This is a genomic window from Nodosilinea sp. AN01ver1 (assembly GCF_050565655.1).
Lineage (GTDB): Bacteria > Cyanobacteriota > Cyanobacteriia > Phormidesmidales > Phormidesmidaceae > Nodosilinea.
Genome location: NZ_JBNXVS010000004.1, coordinates 52,347 through 70,556, shown reverse-complemented (window position 1 = coordinate 70,556; position 18,210 = coordinate 52,347). Strand labels below are relative to the sequence as shown.

Here is an 18,210-nt window from a genome sequence, read left to right as displayed (position 1 = left end):
TTTTGCCCTTCGCTTTGCTTGAGATGTCTCAGGGTGTCGCCTAAGCGAGGGGTTGCCAAATTGAAGTGTCTACAGCAAGGCGATGCTTGTGTGCCTGTTGGCGTTTTAAGGCGATTTCAGGTATCCGCTCTTGTCTACGGCGATCGCAATTAAGTAACGTTGACCTGAAGCTGAGTCTCTAGCGGCTCATTGGGGTTAACCCTCAACGCGCTTAGGCTGCCTGCCGCTGTCTCTGCCACAGAGCCATTGCCCCAAACGACCTGACGACTGCCTGCGGGCAAAACGGCCGCCTCTGCTCCGGCTGACGTGAGCCAAATTGTGGCTCTTTGGGGCAACGAGGTCATGTTTTGAGCCGAGGCTGATTCTACTCCAGCCAGGGCGTACATCACCCGATTGCGCTCTCGCAGCAGGTTATCTTGCCCAGCTGAACTGGGTAACCAGAGTACGGCGGTAAAGCCCTGCTGAAGGGCATAGGTATAGAGCGAAGCGGCGGCAACTACCGCCTGCTCAAAACTGGTCTCATCCCAGCGGGCGGCTGTGTTGAGGGCAATAACAACTTCGCGGCTAGCGGTCATGGTTTCGAGTTCACGCACCCGTAGCTCGCCGTAGCGGGCGCTAGTGCGCCAGTGAATGAGCCGAGTCGGGTCGCCCCAGCGGTAGGGGCGCAGCGATCGCGTTACCCCCTGAGTATCGGCCTGGGCTAGCGGGTTATAGCGCCAGTGCTGCCCATTGCGGAGACCAACGGTATCGATCAGAGGGCAGCGCCTGAGGGGCAACACCTGGGGATAGATCACCGCCGTTGCAGGCGCTTCTATCGAGCGGCGGCACCAGAACAGTCCCAAGGGTGCCGCCGTCCGCAAATCGGTTCTGGGCCAGTGATAAATACCCCGCCGCCGGGTGGGGATCGAATAGCGCCAGGTATAGGTCTGACCAGGCAGGAGATTGCTGATCGCCTTCACCTGAACAGCCCCCAGGCTTTTGGGCAGAGGATCGATAACCTGAAAGAGCCCCTTCGCCTGCCGCTGCGGATTGTGAATTTGCAGCTCGATCGCCAGGGGCACGGTGGCGGTGACGGGCTGAATGGGCGATCGCGTCACGACCAGCCCGTTCAGGTTGCGGGGCGGCAGCAGGGCCGCCACCATGAGCAGCGCCAGCATCACCCCGCTAATCACGTAGAGCCAGCCCGCTAGAGTATTCGTTGCCGCCGCAAAAAAGAACAGCGCCAGCCCCAGCAGTACCCAGCCCACGTAGGCGGGGTTAACCCAGCGCTGTTCTAACCAGTTGGTGAAGCGTGCCGCAAATTTCATTCAGTTGCCTTACCCTAGCTATAGCGGTGGCCAGTTCGCTCAGGACATCAGTAATCGCCATGAGGCCAAAACGCGGGCGGCGAACTGGCGTACAGCCATCGCTCCAAAACCTCTAGAGTGTTCTATCGTGCTGGCGATGGCTATAGCAGAGCATACCCAAACACTGCGGTATCAGGAATCAGTTCATAGAGGTTAAGCGTGAGCACATGGAAACGCTGAGTCCACTACTGCCGCTAATTGGCTCTTTAGTCGGGGTGCTGCTGACTGGCGCGATTGGGGCGGCAACCTATTCATGGCAGGAGAGGGCCAAGCGACAAACGGAACTCACTGAGCGCAGACAGAGGCTCTATGAAGACCTGAACGGAGCCCTGTTTGGGCTGATTTTGGCTAAAACTAGTCAAGATCGGCGCAGAATCTTGGCTGATATCGAGAAAGGTTGGCTGTTTGCCTCAGATGATGTTCTGGCAGCTTTGTTTAGCTACATGGATATCTACGATCGCCACTGGGTTCATGCTCAAGGCGATATCCAAAGCCTCATTCAAGCTGACGAAGCCGTCCGCCGCGAGATTGAAATGGCTATGGCCGACATTTTCTTAGCCATGCGCCGCGACCTGCGAGCCACCCAGATTTCAGAAAGCCTGGCCAAAGACTACATGCACTTTTACCAGTGCGGCATGCTGGCGGGCGACCCCGTCGAGATTGCCCACCAGTAGACCTTTAATAAAAATAGGGCGGCTGAAGGCCAGCCACCCTAAGTCTTAGAACTCTGCTAGTTAGCGCTTGACCAGCTTCTTAGAGAGCTTGCGCAGACGAATTGACTCGGGGGTGATTTCCACCAGTTCGTCGGGGCCAATGTACTCTAGGGCCCGCTCCAGGCTCATATCGACAGGGCTTTGCAGCTGTACCAGTTCGTCGCCGCTAGCGGCCCGGTGGTTGGTCAACTGCTTAGTCTTGCAGATGTTGAGTTCGAGGTCCTGGTTGCGGTTGTGCTCACCCACAATCATGCCCTTGTACACCTTAGTGCCGGGGGTAATGAAGAACACGCCGCGGTCCTCAGCGTTTTTGAGGGCGTAGAAGGTGGCCACCCCTTCCTCAAAGGCAATCAGAACCCCGTTGCGGCGAGCCTCAATGTCGCCACCGAGGGGGCGATAGTCTAAGAAGCTGTGGTTCATAATGCCTTCCCCTCGGGTCAGGCGCATGAACTCGCCGCGAAAGCCGACCAGGCCCCGAGCCGGAATTACAAACTCCAGGGTGGCGCGACCGTCACCCATGATTCGCATATCTTGCAGTTCACCCCGGCGCTGGCCAATGCGCTCCATGCAGCCGCCTACGCCGTCTTCGGGTACGTCGAGCACCAGCAGCTCGTAAGGCTCGCAGGGCTGACCGTTGACTTCGCGGTAGATCACCTGTGGTTGGGAGACCTGAAACTCGTAGCCTTCCCGGCGCATGGTTTCAATCAAGATGCCCAGGTGCAGCTCGCCCCGGCCCGATACAGAGAAGCGATCGGGGGAGTCGGTAGGCTCGACCCGCAGCGCCACGTTGGTTTCAAGCTCACGCATGAGGCGATCGCGCAGCTGCCGCGAAGTGACAAAGCTGCCTTCTTGTCCGGCAAAGGGCGAGTCGTTGACCACAAAGGTCATCTGCAGGGTGGGCTCGTCTACCTTAATCAGCGGCAGCGCTTGGGGGTTAGTGGGGCAGGTGATGGTTTCACCAATGTTGGCATCGGCAAAGCCCGCCACCGCCACAATGTTGCCCGCCGAAGCCGATTCAATCTCGATGCGACGCAGGCCCTCAAAGCCCAACAGCTTAGAGATCTTTGACTTCACCATGCTGCCGTCTTCTTTTACCAGGGCGGCTTGCTGCCCCGCGTTGATGGTGCCGTTGTGAATTTTGCCGATCACAATGCGGCCCAGGTACTCGGAGTAGTCAAGGGTGGTGACCTGAATTTGCAGAGGCTTTTCAGCATCACCAACCGGCGGTGGCACGTGGTCGAGAATTGACTCAAACATCGGCTTCATGTCGATGCCTTCGTCTTCGAGCTTGGTTTTGGCGTAGCCCGCCAGGCCCGAGGCAAACAGGTAGGGGAAGTCGCACTGATCGTCGTCGGCCCCAAGCTCAATGAAGAGATCGAGCACTTTGTCTACCGCTCCGTGGGGTTCGGCTTGGGGACGGTCAATTTTGTTGACCACCACAATCGGGCGCAGCCCCTTCTCCAGCGCTTTTTTGAGCACAAATCGAGTTTGGGGCATCGGGCCTTCGTTGGCATCTACGATCAAGATGCAGCCGTCGACCATACCCAGCACCCGTTCCACCTCGCCGCCAAAGTCGGCGTGGCCAGGGGTGTCGATGATGTTGATCAGGGTTTCGCCGTAGCGAACGGCGGTATTTTTCGACAGAATGGTGATGCCACGCTCGCGCTCCAGGTCGTTAGAGTCCATGACGCAGTCGGGTACATCTTCCCCTTCGCGAAAAATGCCGGACTGCTTTAGCAGGGCGTCTACCAGAGTGGTTTTGCCGTGGTCAACGTGAGCAATAATTGCAACGTTGCGAATGGGAAGCGTCATAACTGTGTAAACCTAGGCGACAGTAAGCGGGCGACGAAACTACCCCCGAGCGCCAAACGTTAGGAAGCTCAAGACAAGTTCCGAATATGCAAAAAGACTTAACAATTGTAGCTCACCAAACAGACCCCTGACGAAAGTCGTCTGGCCAAATTGAAGTTACACATCGAGCCGCAAAAAAGGGACGTCAGCTGACGTCCCTTTTCAGTTGGGCTGCTTTACCTAAGTGTAACGAAACAGCCTCAGCACTGCTTGGTGGATCACCACACCCAGCTACATGGTCATACCTGCAGCCTGTACTCGCTCCACCTGCTTCTTCTTCAGCACCAGCATAATCTGGGTCAACATAACCGCCGCCAGGAAGGCAACTAGACCCTTGATGCGGTTGGGGCTTTGCAGCACGATTTCGGTATCCATTTGACCAAAGCCGCCCACGTTGGGGTTGCTAGTCAGAGGCTTACCGGCTTCTACCACATCCCCTGCGGCAACCAGCAGTTCTGGGCCAGCCGGAATGGTTTCGGTGACGGCATCGCCAGCTTCAGACTGAATGGTGACCAGATAACCGCCTGCCGCCTGGGGTTCGACATCGGTTACGGTGCCGCTGGCGGTGGCGTTGTAGACGGTGTTGTTGCTGGCCTGACCAGTGGGGTATACCTGGCCCCGACCCCGGTTGCCGCCCACGTGGATTTGATACTTACCAAAGGAGACCGACTTATCCTGGCTGGGGTCGGGAGACAGTACAGGGAAGACAATTTCCTGGTACTGCTCGCCGGGCAGAGGGCCAACCAGCACGATGTTTTCCTGGGTGTCGCTGTAGGGCATGAAGTAGGTGCTGCCGACTTCTTCCTTGAGTTCTTCGGACATGCGATCGGGGGGCGCAATCTTGAAGCCCTCGGGCAGCACGACCACCGCGCCTACGTTCAGGCCGCCACGGCTGCCGTCGCCCAGCACCTGCTGAGTGTTGAGGTCGTAGGGAATTTCGACCTTGAGTTTAAAGACGGAGTCAGGCAGCACGGCCTGGGGAACCTCTACCTTGGTGGGCTTGGCGGCCAGGTGGCAGTTGGCACACACAATGCGCCCGGTTGCTTCGCGGGGGACAGCGTAGTTTTCTTGGGCCCAGAAGGGGTAAGCCTCGGCAGTTTGAGGAACCGCTAGCCAGCCTGCCAGCACGGTCAGCAGAGCAACGCAGGTGATGGCAAAGGGGCGCAAGCCGTTGATAAATGACGTCAATCTATTCATGCGTTCAGAACTTGTGTCAACTGGAGTATGTCGTCGCAGGTTGCCAGAATTTAGGCCAAGCCTGGGGATAACCCTAGGCCCACCAGGGAGATTCACCGGTGCGGAAGTCAGTTTCAGTCCAATCGGTCAAAGACACTTTGTCGTCTTCGGTGACGTTGGCGTGGGCCAGGGCCAGAGACAGAGGGGCCGGGCCACGCACCACTTTGCCGGTGGCGTCATACTGGGAGCCGTGGCAGGGGCACATAAACTTGTTTTCGCTGGCATTCCAAGGCACCACGCAGCCCAGGTGGGTGCAAATGGAGCTAATGCCGTAGCTCTCTAGGGAGCCGCTTTCTTGAATGACCAGGTAGGTGGGGTCGCCCTTGAGCCCCTGCACCAGAACGCGATCGCCAGGGTTGTGAGCCGCCACAAATTCGCTGGCAATGACATCGTTGCCCAGCTCGTTTTTAGCGGTTACCCCACCCCCGCCTGTGCCGCTAGAGGGAGGAATAAAGTACTTGATAACGGGATAGAGCATGCCCCCAACGGCCCCAGTTGCGGCCCCCAGGGTGAGCAGATTCATAAATTGACGTCGCCCCAAATCAGGGACATCGGAGGTTCCAGAAACTTGAGTCATAATCCAGACTGGTATACCTGTTTCAAATGAATAACAGCTATCAACGGCGGTAGCTGAGCCTAGATTAGCAGCAGGCCTGTCGCCTTTGCCGCAATTAGGCAAACCCTTAACGGGGCACCAATTTGGAGCAGTCCCGATGTCGCTGACCACGCCTTTAGCTTTACCAATCGTATTATTGCACCTTGCTGTTCTCAGAAAATCCTTGCTACTGATAAATGAACCGAGGCGATCGCAGGTTTTTTTGCTTTGTTCACTAGAAATTGCAGGCAAATAGGGCTAGAAAGGGACTAGGACGGCAAGAAAACCAGTTCAAACGCAAGAACGTCCTTTATTTGCTCGATTGCCGAAAATTTTGGTCAATTTTGGCGGGCGTGGCAGTGGTTTGACCGGGGCTGACCACCAGGGCGTATCGTAAAGAAATGTATCGAGCGTGGCGATGGTAGGGCTAGGGCAATGACAGGGGCAGATTTGCAGACCCTTCTGATCGAAAAGTGGGGCTATTCCTTTGATATTCAGTTTCGGCGCACCCAGGGCAAGATTTTTCTTCAGGTGATGTGGCGTTACCTGGAGCAGGCGTCATTCCCGCTCAGCGAGGAGGAGTATTTGGCTCACCTGAGTCAGGTGATGCTGTACCTGCATGAGTGGGGCCAGGTGGACTACGTGCAGCAGTGGATTGCCCAGACCCGCGATCGCCCCCGCCTGGGCAAAGCCGTCAGCATTCCGCTGCCCCTGGGTGCCCGCGCGCTGGAGTGGTTGACCGACGAATTTTAGGGTGTGTTACCAAGTCTGGCCAAAACTCTTATTCAATCAGCATGGCTATACCTGACCCAAGAAACAGGCTAGCCTTAGCGCTCGTACAGCTCGATGGGCAGGTGGTCGGGGTCTGGAAAGAAAACAAAGCGCTTGCCGGTCAGCTCATCCAGGCGAATATTTTCGGTGGCTACCTGATGGTTGTGAAGATGCTGAATGGCCCCCTCCAGGTCATCTACCGCCAGGGCCAGGTGCCTGAGCCCCCGAGCTTCTGGGCGGGAAGGCCGCGGCGGCGGGTCAGGAAAGGAAAACAGCTCGATTTGGGTGCTATCCCCCAGGCGCAGGTCGAGTTTGTAGGACTGCCGCTCGGCTCGGTAGGTTTCTCGGAGCACCTCGAACCCTAGCACCTGGGTGTAAAAATGCTTCGATCGCGGATAGTCGCCGCAGATGATCGCAATGTGGTGGATGCCTTGAAAAAACGACATGGTTAAACTACACAAGTAGCCTAAAAAAGCAATATCTGCAGATGAGTGACAGCTGCGCACTGGCGTGGGAACGCTAGGGCTCAGGTGTAGCGAAGCCGCCCGTGCGATCGCAGCATTTTTAAGGATAATTGCTCAAAAGCTTTTTAGGTTGGAATGCTAGGATTTCCTAGGTGAACATGCTCAGAGGGCCTGATGTGATTCGTTCTGCCACTTTGCCGATGCAAACTCCGTCGCTACCACACTTCGGAGAGAACAACCGCCTCAAACTATTTTCGGGCTCAGCCAATGTTGATTTGGCTCGCGAAGTGGCTCGTTATCTAGGGTTAGATCTTGGCCCTATGGTGCGCAAGCGCTTTGCCGATGGCGAACTTTACATTCAAATTCAGGAGTCGATTCGCGGCTGCGATGTCTATTTGATTCAGCCCACCTGCCAGCCGGTGAATGATCACCTGATGGAGCTGCTGATTATGATCGACGCCTGCAGGCGCGCTTCGGCTCGGCAAATTACCGCTGTAATTCCCTACTATGGCTACGCCAGGGCCGATCGCAAGACCGCTGGGCGCGAGTCAATTACTGCCAAGCTGGTGGCCAACCTGATGACGAAGGCGGGGGCCAGCCGGGTTCTGGCCATCGACCTGCACTCGGCGCAGATACAGGGCTACTTTGACATTCCCTGCGATCATGTCTACGGCACTCCGGTGCTGATCGACTATATCGCCAGTAAAAAACTAGAAGACTTAGTCGTGGTCTCTCCCGACGTCGGCGGTGTGGCCCGCGCTCGTGCCTTTGCCAAAAAGCTCAACGATGCGCCTCTGGCGATTATTGACAAGCGCCGCCAGGCCCACAATGTCGCTGAGGTGATGAACGTGGTGGGCGATGTGCACGGCAAAACCGCCGTGCTGGTTGACGACATGATCGACACCGCTGGCACCATCTGCGAAGGGGCGCGGCTGCTCAAGCAGGAGGGCGCTCGCCAGGTCTATGCCTGCGCCACCCACCCAGTCTTCTCGCCGCCAGCGGTGGAGCGTCTGTCGGCGGGGCTGTTTGAGGAAGTGATTGTGACCAACACGATTCCGATGACGGCGGCGCGTCAGTTTGAGCAGCTAACCGTGCTGTCGATGGCCAATCTGCTGGGTGAGGCCATCTGGCGTATCCACGAAGAAAGCTCAGTCAGCAGCATGTTTCGTTAACAGGCTTAGTGCAGAACACGTTGTTCTGCACTAAGCCTGTCCTGCCTAAGGTTATCTAGGCGTCTTCGTCGACGAACTCAGGTCGACCGCTGCCCGGAATCGGCCAGTCGGGGTTTTCGCCGCCGATGTAGCAGGTTTCAACCACGACGTATTCACGACTGAACTGCTCTAGAGTGTTAATCAACACATCGAGGGCCAGAGCATCGCTGGTGCCCAGGTCGAACCAGCAGCGGGCCCAGAGCCCCTGATACTCGACCTCGCCCATGTTGTGCATGACCGAGAGCATACTGTTGCCCAACTGATTTTCGTCATAGGGCAGGTAGCTAATATCTAGGCCTGTGTCCTGCACCTGCAGGTTTTCGGCGTTAAACCCGCCCAGCTTGCCCAAAAAAAACCACGACGAAAAGACTTCGTCGATATACTGCTGCTCCATGTTTGAGGGCACGGTTTCAAACTTGAGCCAGATCCAAAGGTTAAAGAAGTCGCACTCGCGAAATTCGACCTGCATAACAAAGCCCTACGCTGCACTACTCAGCATAGGGCTTAACCCGCACGAACTCGCGCTAGCTTGCGATCGCTAGCTTTCGTTAATTTGGGCTCGCTCAGCGCACACCTCGCCAGGAGTACCCTCAGCCTGGCAGGCCTCAAAGGCAATCTGCCGCGCCGTCGCTGTCGGCAGCTGGTCTGCATAGGCCAAGGCCGAGCGATAAAACGGCAGACTGGCCGAGTACTGCTGCTGTAGAAATAGAATCTGAGCTTTTAGGTAGAGCAAGTCAGGGTTTTCGGGAGCGGCGGCCAGGGCTTTATCGACTTCTGCCAGGGCCTCGCTGTAGCGGCCCAGATCGCGCATGCCAATGGCAATACCCCGGTGGGTGAGGTAAGCGGGATGGCCGTTTTGCAGACGAGCGATCGCCTGGTCTGGGTTAGCAAAGGGTAGATTGACCGCCAGCAGTAAGTCCATAAAGCCCTTCAGCAGGCTGAGCTCTGGGTCGTTGGGGTCGATCTTCTCGGCGGCATCGAGTTCGCTAAAAACCCGCTGCAGCAATCGCAGAGCGGTGGGGGTGCCGCGGGCAATGCCCTGGGTTTGCAGGGCGTGGGCCCCTTCCATAAAGATGCCGACGGCGGTGTAGAGGTGGCCACGGAGCGGATCGGTCGCCTTCAGGGCGGTGGCAGATTGCTGGGTGAGACGGGCCTGATCGGCCAGTTCGTTGAGGTCTTTGTTGAGGTAGCCCAGAGCTGCCGCAATGGCGTAGTTCATGGGTTCATCGGGTTCTGCGGCGATCGCCTCCTCCACCAAAGACTCAGCGGCTGTGTAGTTGCCTTCGTAAAACAGCGCGTTAAAAACAGCTTCGGTCTTGTCGCCAATCTGGTGGGGATCGGTCGTGCGGAATGGATCTCCGGCCTGTGCCGCTGTGGGCGCTAGAGCCAAAAGAGCGACGGTAAGCGTTCCGGCTGACAGCGCTTTAAAGCGCGACCCCAGACGAAGTGAGGCAAGGCGAGCGTGAAGAACCATAGTAAATTTGTCCGTTACGACCTAAACATGGGGAAGGAAACAGGCTGTTCTGTAAGGAGGGGGGGCTGAATAGGTGATGGCGTACCTGATGGCCTAATTGTGGCGAATTCTAAGGGCGTTTGCGGTAGTAATGTTACAGAAGCTACACTGGCCTAGCTTCCACTGAACTGGGTCTAGCCGCTACCAAGGGCAACTCCGTAGGGCACACTGGATAAGGACATCGCATCGTGTCTGCGATGCTGGTTTAGCTTAGCTGTATCGTCTGCTGTTTTACTGTCGGGTAGAATGCTCTATCTTCGCCAGCTTACCTATCATCCGCCAGCCAGCCCAAGGGCTATTCTGAGAGATATTTCTTTAGAGCTGGCTCCCCAGCAGCTAGGGCTAATCTACGGACCCAGCGGGTCGGGCAAGAGCACGCTGCTGGAGATTATGGCGGGCTTTGCCCAGCCTACGGTAGGGGCGATTCAGTGGCGGCAGCAAGATTTGGACCCCGAAGCCCTGCGGCAGCTAGCGGGGCTGGTGTTTCAGTTTCCGGAGCGCCACTTCTGCGGGCATACGCTGCTCGAAGAACTGCGCTTGGGGCACCCAGAACTGGCCCGTAACGAGATTGAGCAGGCGCTACAGGCCGTAGGTCTAGAGCAGCTTTCACTCAAAACCTCGCCCCAAGACTTAAGCGGTGGCCAGCAGCGGCGATTGGCCCTGGCGGTACAGCTGATTCGCAAACCCTACCTGCTGCTGCTCGATGAACCTACAGCGGGCCTAGACTGGTCGATGCGGCGGCAAATTATTGGGTTGCTCAAGCAGCTCAAGCAGCACTGGACGCTGCTGGTGGTCTCCCACGATGCCGAGGAACTGGCTGAGCTGGCCGATCGCTGCTGGCAGCTTGACCACGGCAGTTTGACCCCAGTGCCCCAGACCTCGCTCTCGTCGGCCGCAGGCTAAGGTAGCGCTATGGATCGGCTACCCTTCAACGACGATCGCTGGCAGAGTAGCCTGCAGTGGCAGCCTACTGACCCCCAGCAGCAGCGGTTTCAGCAGCTTTACGAAGCGATTTTGGCGGCCAACCAGCAGGTCAACCTGACCCGCATCACCACGGCTGACGATTTTTGGGAAAAGCACCTGTGGGACTCGCTCCAGGGCGTAGCACCCTGGCTGAGCGATCTCCAGGCCGATGCCGCCGGGCTAAAGGTGGTTGACATTGGCACGGGCGGCGGGTTTCCGGGGCTGCCGGTGGCGCTAGTGTTTCCTCACTGGGCGATCGCCCTGATGGATGCCACCCGCAAAAAAATTGCCGCCCTCGAAATCGTCTGCCAGAACCTGGGGATCGCCAACGTCAGCTTTTTGCCCCAGCGGGCTGAACAGGTTGGCCATCAGCCCACGCACCGCGAAGCCTACGACCTGGCCCTGCTGCGCGCCGTTGGCCCGGTCAACACCTGTGCCGAGTACGCGCTGCCGCTGCTGAAGCTGGGGGGGCAGACTGTTCTCTATCGGGGTCAGTGGACGGCAGCAGAAGAGGCTGGCCTGACGGCGATCCTGCCGCGTCTGGGCGGGCAGCTACGGTCGGTGCGATCGCAGATCACGCCCCTGACCCAGGGCGTTCGTCACAACATCGTTCTTACCAAAGTTGAGCGCACCCCCGACAAGTTTCCGCGCCTGCCGGGGATTCCGGCCAAGACACCGCTGGTGTAGGGGTGGATGGGTAGATGAGTGGGAGGGTGGATGAGTGGGAGGGCGAATAACTTCAAAAGTGAGAATTCAAAATTTTGAGTTTTCACGTTCGAATTTTGAATTCGTTCCCCTCACCGCCGCCGCGCCTGAAGCTTGCGGTACACATCCTTAATATCAACTCCGTGGTGGGCCAGGGCCACCAGGGTGTGATACATCAAATCGGCGGCTTCTCCGGCGATCGCGTCGGCATCGTCGTCTTTGCAGGCCATCACCACTTCGGCGGCTTCTTCGCCAATTTTTTTGAGAATTTTGTTGTCGCCGCCCGCCAGCAGTTTGCAGGTGTAGGAGTCGGGGTTGGGGCGATCGCGGCGATCGCAGATTACCTCAAATACCTGAGAAAGAGTGTCGGCGGGAGGTGCGACTTTGTGGTCATCGACTTGATGAAAGCAGCTGCGCTCGCCCGTGTGGCAGGCGACGTCGCCCAATTGTTCGACGGTGACTAGTAGAGCGTCGCTGTCGCAGTCGTAGCGAATGGCCCTGACCCGCTGCACATGGCCCGAGGTCGCCCCCTTGTGCCAAAACTCCTGGCGCGATCGGCTCCAGAACCAGGTTTCGCCACTGTCTAAGGTTTTTTGCAGCGATTCGGCATTCATCCAGGCCATCATCAGCACAGTGCCGTCGAGGTGATCCTGCACGATCGCAGGCACCAGACCCTGGTCGTTGTAGCGAATGCGATCGACGGGCACAGCGGCGGCCAGGGGCGAAGACGGAGAAGTAACCATAGTACGGGCGGCAAAACATCCTTACCCACTCTAGTATTTCTTGGCCGTTGCCCACTCGGAGGCCGAGTTAGCCGTTTGCCCCAGCGCACGTCTATCGCAAACGGCTCTCATAAATAAACCAACCTGATGCAAACTGCGGATTTGGCTAATCTCACACCTACTTTTATTCCAACAAAAGTTAACATAGTAGTTAACAAACCTTCAGCTAAGTCCAGTCTGGCTATCTGCCCCGCTCAGGGCACTTTGCCTGCGGGCTTGGCCCCTTCGACCCTACTATTTACAGACGCAGGAGAGCTTCATGACTGGATTTATTCGCGGGCTGTTTGGCGGCAAAGCTAAGAACCCTGGGGAGGCAGACCGGCCCGCGCGACAAAAGCCCGCGCCCAAGCAGCCCACCATCAAGCAGGTTGGCGGAGCTTATTTCTTGAGCGAGGACGACGCGAAAAGCTATGGCAATATAGAGTACATGCGGTCGTCTAAGACCGTGCGACGCACCTACGCCAAAAAACGGGGCGAAACCGGAGAAAAAGAGAGCATTCGACAGATTTCTGCGCTAGAGGCTAAACGCTTGCAGGAGCAGGGTGCACCCGTGCAAAAGCTCTCTTCCTCGGAGGTCTCTATCCAGCCCGCCGTCAAGAAAGACGCCAGTTCCGAGCGTCGCAAGGTGGATACCAACCTCGATATGTTTCGCAAAATGGCGAAGGACATCAAGAAGTAGTCCGTAGTCCTTACCTGGGCATCAGCCCTGCCAATGAATAAATGGGGACGTAGCCTGGCTGCGTCCTTTTTTTGTGAAAGCTCAGGAATAGATTTTTCTCTGGTTAATGAATAAACCAGATAGCGCCAGAGTAGACAACCTGGCCCCATTTTTCGTTACCTTTGGTAAAGATTCGTTTACTTCCCGTCCGTTGAAGTCTGCCTTGGAGCCACCCATGCTGCGTTTAGAGCACATCAGCAAGATCTATCCCACTGGGGAAGTCCTTAAGGACGTGAGTTGGGAAGTGAAGCCGGGCGATCGCATTGGTTTGGTCGGCGTCAACGGCGCGGGCAAATCGACTCAGCTCAAAATCATCACCGGCAAAATTGAACCTACCACGGGTACCATTGTGCGCCCTGCCGACCTCAAGATTGCCTATCTCTCCCAGGAGTTTGAGGTTGACCCCAGCCACACCGTGCGCGACGAGTTTTGGACCGTATTTAAAGAAGCGAACGAGGTGCAGTCGAAGCTGCACCACATCCCTGTCCTGATGGAGCAGGCCGACGCCGACGAGCTCGAAAAGCTGATCCACGAACTCGACAAGCAGCAGCGCCGATTTGAGGCCCTGGGCGGCTACGGGCTAGAGTCGCAGATCGAAAAGATTTTGCCTGAGATGGGGTTTGAGGCTAGCGATGGCGATCGCTACGTCAGCGAGTTTAGCGGCGGCTGGCAGATGCGCATGGGCCTGGGCAAAATTTTGCTGCAGGCTCCCGACGTGCTGCTGCTCGACGAGCCCACCAACCACCTCGACCTCGACACTATTGAGTGGCTGGAGGGCTACCTCAAAAAGCTCACCACCCCCATGGTGATCGTCTCCCACGACCGCGAGTTTCTCGATCGCCTCTGCACCCAAATTGTGGAAACCGAGCGAGGGGTCTCCACCACCTACCTGGGCAACTACACTGCCTATCTGACCCAAAAAGAAGAGAATCTGTCTGCCCAGCTCAGCACCTACGAGCGCCAGCAAAAGGAAATTGCCAAGCAGCAGGCCTTTGTCGATCGCTTTCGGGCCAGCGCCACCCGCAGCACCCAGGCCAAAAGCCGCGAAAAGCAGCTCGACAAGGTAGAGCGCATTGAGGCCCCCACGGGCAGCGTGCGCACCCTGCACTTTCGCTTTCCGCCCGCTCCCCGCAGCGGTCGTGAGGTGGTTACCATTAGCGATCTCACCCACAGCTACGACGACAAGATCTTGTTTTTAGGGGCCAACCTGCTGATTGAGCGGGGCGATCGCATTGCCTTTTTGGGCCACAACGGCTCAGGCAAATCGACCCTGCTGCGGCTGATTACCGGCCTCGAAACCCCCACCGATGGCCAGGTCGAGCTGGGCCACCACAACGTGATCCCCAGCTATTTTGAGCAGAACCAGGCCGAAGCCCTCGACCTGGAGAAAACCGTGATTGATACCATCCACGACGAAGTGCCCGACTGGACCAACGAAGAGGTGCGTACCCTGCTGGGGCGGTTCCTCTTTACGGGCGATATGGCCTTCAAGCAGGTCAAGGCCCTCAGCGGTGGCGAAAAGGCCCGCCTGGCCCTGGCTAAAATGCTGCTGCGCCCGGCCAACCTGATGATGCTCGACGAGCCCACCAACCACCTTGATATTCCCGCTAAGGAGATGCTGGAAGAAGCCCTACAGCACTACGACGGCACCGTGCTGCTGGTCTCCCACGATCGCTACTTTATCTCCCGCGTGGCTACCAAAATAGTAGAAATCCGCGACGGCGAGCTGCGGCTGTACCGAGGTGACTACCATTACTACCTTGACAAGGTGGCTGAAGAAGCTGAAGCTGAACAGCAAGCCGCTTTAGCCGCCGAGAAAAAGGCTAAAGCTGAGGCCAAGCGCAAACAGCAGCAGGCCAAACGCAAAACTGGCGCTACAAAATAACGCCTTTGTGGAGTAATATGCCTTTTATAAAAAAACTTTCTTAAGTTAATCCCATACTCAACCATAGGGTCGATGAGCGGGTTTAGATTGTGAGAGTCCGGCTCTCAGGTGAGGCTACACCCTCATCGGTAAGGTTTTAAACTATTCCTCCAGCGCGGTTTTCAATCTGCGCAATTTTTGGATTTGCCATTCCAACTCTGCCCTGGCTCAGAATCGGGGCTAATTTTCTGGATGGTATGATTGCTGAGACGTTAGTCCAAATCCCAAGGATTTTTACCCATGAGTCAAGCGTCAATCCCGCCGATGGTGTTAGTTATTCTCGACGGTTGGGGATATCGGGAAAATGCCGACGGCAATGCTGTCGCTGCCGCAAAGACTCCGGTTATGGATAGTCTGTGGGCTGCCTATCCCCACACGTTAATTCGCACGTCGGGTAAAGATGTAGGGCTACCCGAGGGCCAAATGGGCAACTCTGAGGTGGGCCATTTAAACATTGGGGCCGGCCGCATTGTGCCCCAAGAATTAGTGCGAATTTCAGATGCGGTAGAAGACGGTACTCTGCAAGAAAATGAGGCTTTTCTGGACGTGTGTCAGTCGGTGCGCTACCGCAGCAGCAAGCTCCATTTAATTGGGCTTTGCTCTGAAGGTGGGGTGCATTCTCATCTGTCGCACCTGTTTGGGCTGCTAGAGATGGCCAAAGCCCAGGATATTGAAGATGTCTGTATTCACGTCATCACCGATGGTCGCGACACCAAGCCCACCGAGGGTAAAATAGCGGTGCAAAAAATTCAGGACTACGTCGATCAGCTGGGGTTAGGTCGCCTGGTGACCCTCAGCGGTCGCTACTACGCCATGGACCGCGACAACCGCTGGGATCGGGTTGAAAAGGCCTACCGCGTGCTCACCGACCCAGGTGAAGGCAATGGCCAGACGGCGATGGAAGCGCTGCTGAACTCCTACGATCAGGACATCAACGATGAGTTTGTAGAGCCGGTGCGGCTGGCCCCCGGCGCGATCGCTCCCGAGGATGGCGTGATCTTCTTTAACTTTCGTCCCGACCGGGCGCGGCAGCTGACCCAGGCGCTGGTCGATCCCAACTTTAAGGGCTTTGGGCGGGAGATGATTACTCCCCTGAGCTTTGTCACCATGACCCAGTACGACCCCGATCTGCCGGTGCAGGTGGCCTTTGCGCCCCAAAACTTGAGCAACATTCTGGGCGAAGTGGTGGCTAACCACGGCCTCAGGCAGTTTCGCACCGCCGAAACCGAAAAGTACGCCCACGTCACCTACTTCTTTAATGGCGGCCTAGAAGAACCGCTAGAGGGTGAAGACCGAGAACTGGTGTCGAGCCCCATGGTAGCCACCTACGACAAGGCTCCGGCGATGTCGGCAGAGGCGGTCACCAAGACGGCGATCGCCGCCATTAAAAAGGGCATTTACTCGCTGGTGGTCATCAATTATGCCAACCCCGACATGGTGGGCCACACCGGCCAAATGGACGCGACCGTGACCGCCCTGCAGGCCGTTGACCATCAGCTGGGTCTGTTGATTGACAGTATTGGCCAGGCGGGAGGCACCGCCATTATCATTGCCGATCACGGCAACGCGGAGCTGATGTGGGACGAAAACCACAAGCCCTGGACCGCTCACACCACCAACCCCGTTCCCTTTATTTTGGTGGAAGGGGAGCGGCTCAAGGTGCCCGCCTACGGTGGCGACGTCAATCTTAGAGAAGACGGGCGGCTGTCTGACATTGCCCCCACCATTCTGCAAATTTTGGGATTGCCCCAGCCCCAGGAGATGACGGGGCGATCGATGTTTCTCCCGGCCGACGTGGAGGTTCGCAATAACCGGACGCCGGTAAAACTCTCTCGCTAGGCCTTCAGCAGTCTGTCGGAGGGCCGCCTCACTGGTGCTCTGACCCTTAGGGTATAGTGAGGATTGGGATGTAAGTTTGTGCCAACCCAATGAGTGCTCAAATCAGCGATCGCCCGCTGATGTTATATCACCGCCCACACCGTTTTTTGCGCAGGTTAGTCTGAGAACGCGATGCTAGTTATCACAATTTTGAAGGTTATCTGGATGGTTTCTGCCGTTGGTCTGACGGCGTTGGTGCTGCTGCACAGCCCCAAGGGCGACGGCTTGGGAGGGCTAGGAGGCCAGGCCCAGCTGTTTACCAGCACCAAAAGCGCTGAAACGACCCTTAACCGTGTAACCTGGACGCTGACCGTGCTCTTTATGGGGCTGACGGTGGTGCTGAGCGCTGGCTGGCTCAACGTGGCGGCAGCCCCTGCGGCCCTTTAGGTAATTCCCATTCGGCTTTAGGTGTTGCTTAGTCAGACTTTTGCTGAGTTTGGGTTGTGTCAATAGGTATCTGCCTGAGTGCAGAAAGCTGAGTCGGCCATTCCACAAAGCTTAAATTCTTGAACCCAGGCTTAAACAAAGCCCCTGGTTGCTACAACCAGGGGCTTTGTCATGGGGTTCTAGCTGATGTCGCCCTACCAATCGCCTGACATGACCGCTAAGGCCTGACCGGTGGTGGTAACGATGTTAAGCGGCAAACCCTGGCCGCTTTCTCGCCGGGGAAACTGCACTAGCTGAAGCCCGGTATCGGTGGGTTCAACGGTGGCGAGGTACTGGTCATTCTGCCATACCAGCCCCACTAAGCGGTGGTGCAGCAGCCATATTTCCGCCAGTTCACCCTGGTTAATTTGCTCAGGCTGGTTGCCGCTGTAGCAATCCCAGGTATTGTCTATGGCGGTCCAAACTCCAGACAGGTAGAGGGGATCGGTGCGGGCGCTGAGGCCGTAGGTCGTGAACGAAAAGATCTCGTGGTTCCACCAGGTTTTGACCATCTCCGCCAGGGGATCGCTCTGGATTGCTGCGCCGTAGGTGGGCATAGCCTCTAGCTGCTTCATCTGAGCCAGGTCTGAGGGACGCTGCCAGTCGGGTAGATTGACGCAAATATCGGCCGCAATGGCTTCGCCTGCCTGGGTCTGTCGGGTTGAATCTGAGGGCGACTCGACCTGAGCCAGATAATTGGTCAGGGCAGACTCAGCCGCACCAGAGTTCAAAAGGCCTGCTCGAATTGGGCTGGCGCTAGAAGAACTGGCTAGGGTGGGCTGGTGGGCCGCCATCAAGAGCCCTACAGAGCCAGCACCGAGGGTAAGTAGCAGGGTCGTGGCAAACAGGTGATCCATGCAAGAAGACGAAGGGCGTGAACATTGGGAAGGGCAGGCGAGGGGCGATCGCCAGAGGCCTAGATTAGCCCGAGCGCGATCGTCGAGCGATATGCCCGACGATCAACTCGATCGGTTTGCGATCGCCAGTTAGAAGCTAGAGCGTTGGCGAGCTGTGGGGGGAAAGCTCGCGATCGATAACCGGGTCTTGGACGGCAAATTAAGCGCCCGATTTTGGGTCACTACGCTAGCGCCGCTAACCTTGTTCTGGCAAGACT

General features: G+C 57.1%; 19 protein-coding genes. 10 read left to right on the top strand and 9 right to left on the bottom strand.

The genetic code is table 11. The annotated features are described in order from the left end of the window. Nucleotides 1-149: 149 nt before the first annotated feature. Nucleotides 150-1,307: a DUF58 domain-containing protein gene (locus tag ACQ4N7_RS05530; RefSeq protein ID WP_430710612.1), complete on the bottom strand. Its 1,158-nt coding sequence runs from the start codon at nt 1,305-1,307 to the stop codon at nt 150-152. Nucleotides 1,308-1,513: 206 nt separating this feature from the next. Between ACQ4N7_RS05530 and ACQ4N7_RS05525 the strand changes: the two genes are divergently transcribed. Then, nucleotides 1,514-2,020 carry a hypothetical protein gene (locus ACQ4N7_RS05525; RefSeq protein ID WP_430710611.1) on the top strand — a complete coding sequence of 169 codons (507 nt, stop codon included), beginning with the start codon at nt 1,514-1,516 and terminating at the stop codon, nt 2,018-2,020. A 60-nt stretch (nt 2,021-2,080) separates the two neighbouring features. Here the strand turns inward: ACQ4N7_RS05525 and typA are convergent, their stop codons facing one another. From typA to petC, 3 genes are all read right to left on the bottom strand, one after another. Next, nucleotides 2,081-3,871 carry a translational GTPase TypA gene (gene typA / locus ACQ4N7_RS05520; protein WP_430710610.1) on the bottom strand — a complete coding sequence of 597 codons (1,791 nt, stop codon included), beginning with the start codon at nt 3,869-3,871 and terminating at the stop codon, nt 2,081-2,083. Nucleotides 3,872-4,141: 270 nt separating this feature from the next. Next, entirely contained in the window at nt 4,142-5,107 is a 966-nt protein-coding gene (gene petA, locus ACQ4N7_RS05515) for a cytochrome f (RefSeq protein ID WP_430710609.1), read from the bottom strand. Nucleotides 5,108-5,180: 73 nt separating this feature from the next. Further along, on the bottom strand, nt 5,181-5,723 hold the full coding sequence (gene petC / locus ACQ4N7_RS05510; RefSeq protein ID WP_430710608.1) for a cytochrome b6-f complex iron-sulfur subunit: 543 nt from the start codon (nt 5,721-5,723) through the stop codon (nt 5,181-5,183). 453 nt (nt 5,724-6,176) lie between these two features. On the opposite strand from petC, the gene ACQ4N7_RS05505 reads away from it, so the two are divergent. Continuing rightward, nucleotides 6,177-6,494 (top strand): DUF3067 family protein, encoded by a 318-nt coding sequence (locus tag ACQ4N7_RS05505; RefSeq protein WP_106870531.1) that lies wholly within the window; start codon nt 6,177-6,179, stop codon nt 6,492-6,494. Between the two features lie 74 nt (nt 6,495-6,568). On the opposite strand, the gene gloA2 is transcribed toward ACQ4N7_RS05505, so the two are convergent. Next, nucleotides 6,569-6,958: an SMU1112c/YaeR family gloxylase I-like metalloprotein gene (gloA2, locus tag ACQ4N7_RS05500; protein ID WP_430710607.1), complete on the bottom strand. Its 390-nt coding sequence runs from the start codon at nt 6,956-6,958 to the stop codon at nt 6,569-6,571. 218 nt (nt 6,959-7,176) lie between these two features. Between gloA2 and ACQ4N7_RS05495 the strand changes: the two genes are divergently transcribed. Next, nucleotides 7,177-8,148, top strand: a complete 972-nt coding sequence (locus tag ACQ4N7_RS05495; protein ID WP_430710606.1) for a ribose-phosphate pyrophosphokinase — start codon at nt 7,177-7,179, stop codon at nt 8,146-8,148. Between the two features lie 55 nt (nt 8,149-8,203). Here the strand turns inward: ACQ4N7_RS05495 and ACQ4N7_RS05490 are convergent, their stop codons facing one another. Together ACQ4N7_RS05490 and ACQ4N7_RS05485 are read right to left on the bottom strand one after the other, a co-directional pair. After that, a complete protein-coding gene (locus ACQ4N7_RS05490; RefSeq protein ID WP_106870528.1) occupies nt 8,204-8,656 on the bottom strand; it encodes a DUF3531 family protein in 453 nt (150 codons plus the stop codon). Between the two features lie 69 nt (nt 8,657-8,725). Beyond that, the gene (locus ACQ4N7_RS05485) at nt 8,726-9,661 is read right to left on the bottom strand and encodes a Sll0314/Alr1548 family TPR repeat-containing protein (RefSeq protein ID WP_430710605.1); all 936 of its coding nucleotides are present in this window, start codon (nt 9,659-9,661) and stop codon (nt 8,726-8,728) included. Between the two features lie 285 nt (nt 9,662-9,946). Between ACQ4N7_RS05485 and ACQ4N7_RS05480 the strand changes: the two genes are divergently transcribed. Together ACQ4N7_RS05480 and rsmG are read left to right on the top strand one after the other, a co-directional pair. Further along, entirely contained in the window at nt 9,947-10,603 is a 657-nt protein-coding gene (locus tag ACQ4N7_RS05480) for an ABC transporter ATP-binding protein (RefSeq protein ID WP_430710604.1), read from the top strand. Between the two features lie 9 nt (nt 10,604-10,612). Further along, the gene (rsmG, locus tag ACQ4N7_RS05475) at nt 10,613-11,350 is read left to right on the top strand and encodes a 16S rRNA (guanine(527)-N(7))-methyltransferase RsmG (RefSeq protein ID WP_430710603.1); all 738 of its coding nucleotides are present in this window, start codon (nt 10,613-10,615) and stop codon (nt 11,348-11,350) included. A gap of 110 nt (nt 11,351-11,460) precedes the next feature. On the opposite strand, the gene hisIE is transcribed toward rsmG, so the two are convergent. Continuing rightward, nucleotides 11,461-12,111, bottom strand: a complete 651-nt coding sequence (gene hisIE / locus ACQ4N7_RS05470) for a bifunctional phosphoribosyl-AMP cyclohydrolase/phosphoribosyl-ATP diphosphatase HisIE (protein WP_430710602.1) — start codon at nt 12,109-12,111, stop codon at nt 11,461-11,463. Nucleotides 12,112-12,409: 298 nt separating this feature from the next. On the opposite strand from hisIE, the gene ACQ4N7_RS05465 reads away from it, so the two are divergent. The 4 genes from ACQ4N7_RS05465 to secG all read left to right on the top strand — a co-directional run bounded on the left by ACQ4N7_RS05465 (nt 12,410) and on the right by secG (nt 17,057). Further along, on the top strand, nt 12,410-12,829 hold the full coding sequence (locus ACQ4N7_RS05465; protein ID WP_430710601.1) for a hypothetical protein: 420 nt from the start codon (nt 12,410-12,412) through the stop codon (nt 12,827-12,829). A 214-nt stretch (nt 12,830-13,043) separates the two neighbouring features. Continuing rightward, nucleotides 13,044-14,753 (top strand): ABC-F family ATP-binding cassette domain-containing protein, encoded by a 1,710-nt coding sequence (locus tag ACQ4N7_RS05460; RefSeq protein WP_430710600.1) that lies wholly within the window; start codon nt 13,044-13,046, stop codon nt 14,751-14,753. 279 nt (nt 14,754-15,032) lie between these two features. Next, on the top strand, nt 15,033-16,631 hold the full coding sequence (gene gpmI, locus ACQ4N7_RS05455) for a 2,3-bisphosphoglycerate-independent phosphoglycerate mutase (RefSeq protein ID WP_430710599.1): 1,599 nt from the start codon (nt 15,033-15,035) through the stop codon (nt 16,629-16,631). A 171-nt stretch (nt 16,632-16,802) separates the two neighbouring features. After that, nucleotides 16,803-17,057, top strand: a complete 255-nt coding sequence (gene secG / locus ACQ4N7_RS05450; protein ID WP_430710598.1) for a preprotein translocase subunit SecG — start codon at nt 16,803-16,805, stop codon at nt 17,055-17,057. A gap of 194 nt (nt 17,058-17,251) precedes the next feature. Here secG and ACQ4N7_RS05445 read toward each other — a convergent pair whose 3' ends face one another. Continuing rightward, nucleotides 17,252-17,953 (bottom strand): hypothetical protein, encoded by a 702-nt coding sequence (locus tag ACQ4N7_RS05445; protein ID WP_430710597.1) that lies wholly within the window; start codon nt 17,951-17,953, stop codon nt 17,252-17,254. On the opposite strand from ACQ4N7_RS05445, the gene ACQ4N7_RS05440 reads away from it, so the two are divergent. Further along, the gene (locus ACQ4N7_RS05440) at nt 17,952-18,086 is read left to right on the top strand and encodes a hypothetical protein (RefSeq protein WP_430710596.1); all 135 of its coding nucleotides are present in this window, start codon (nt 17,952-17,954) and stop codon (nt 18,084-18,086) included. The two genes, ACQ4N7_RS05445 and ACQ4N7_RS05440, sit on opposite strands and share 2 nt — an antisense overlap. The last annotated feature ends 124 nt before the right edge of the window (nt 18,087-18,210 follow it).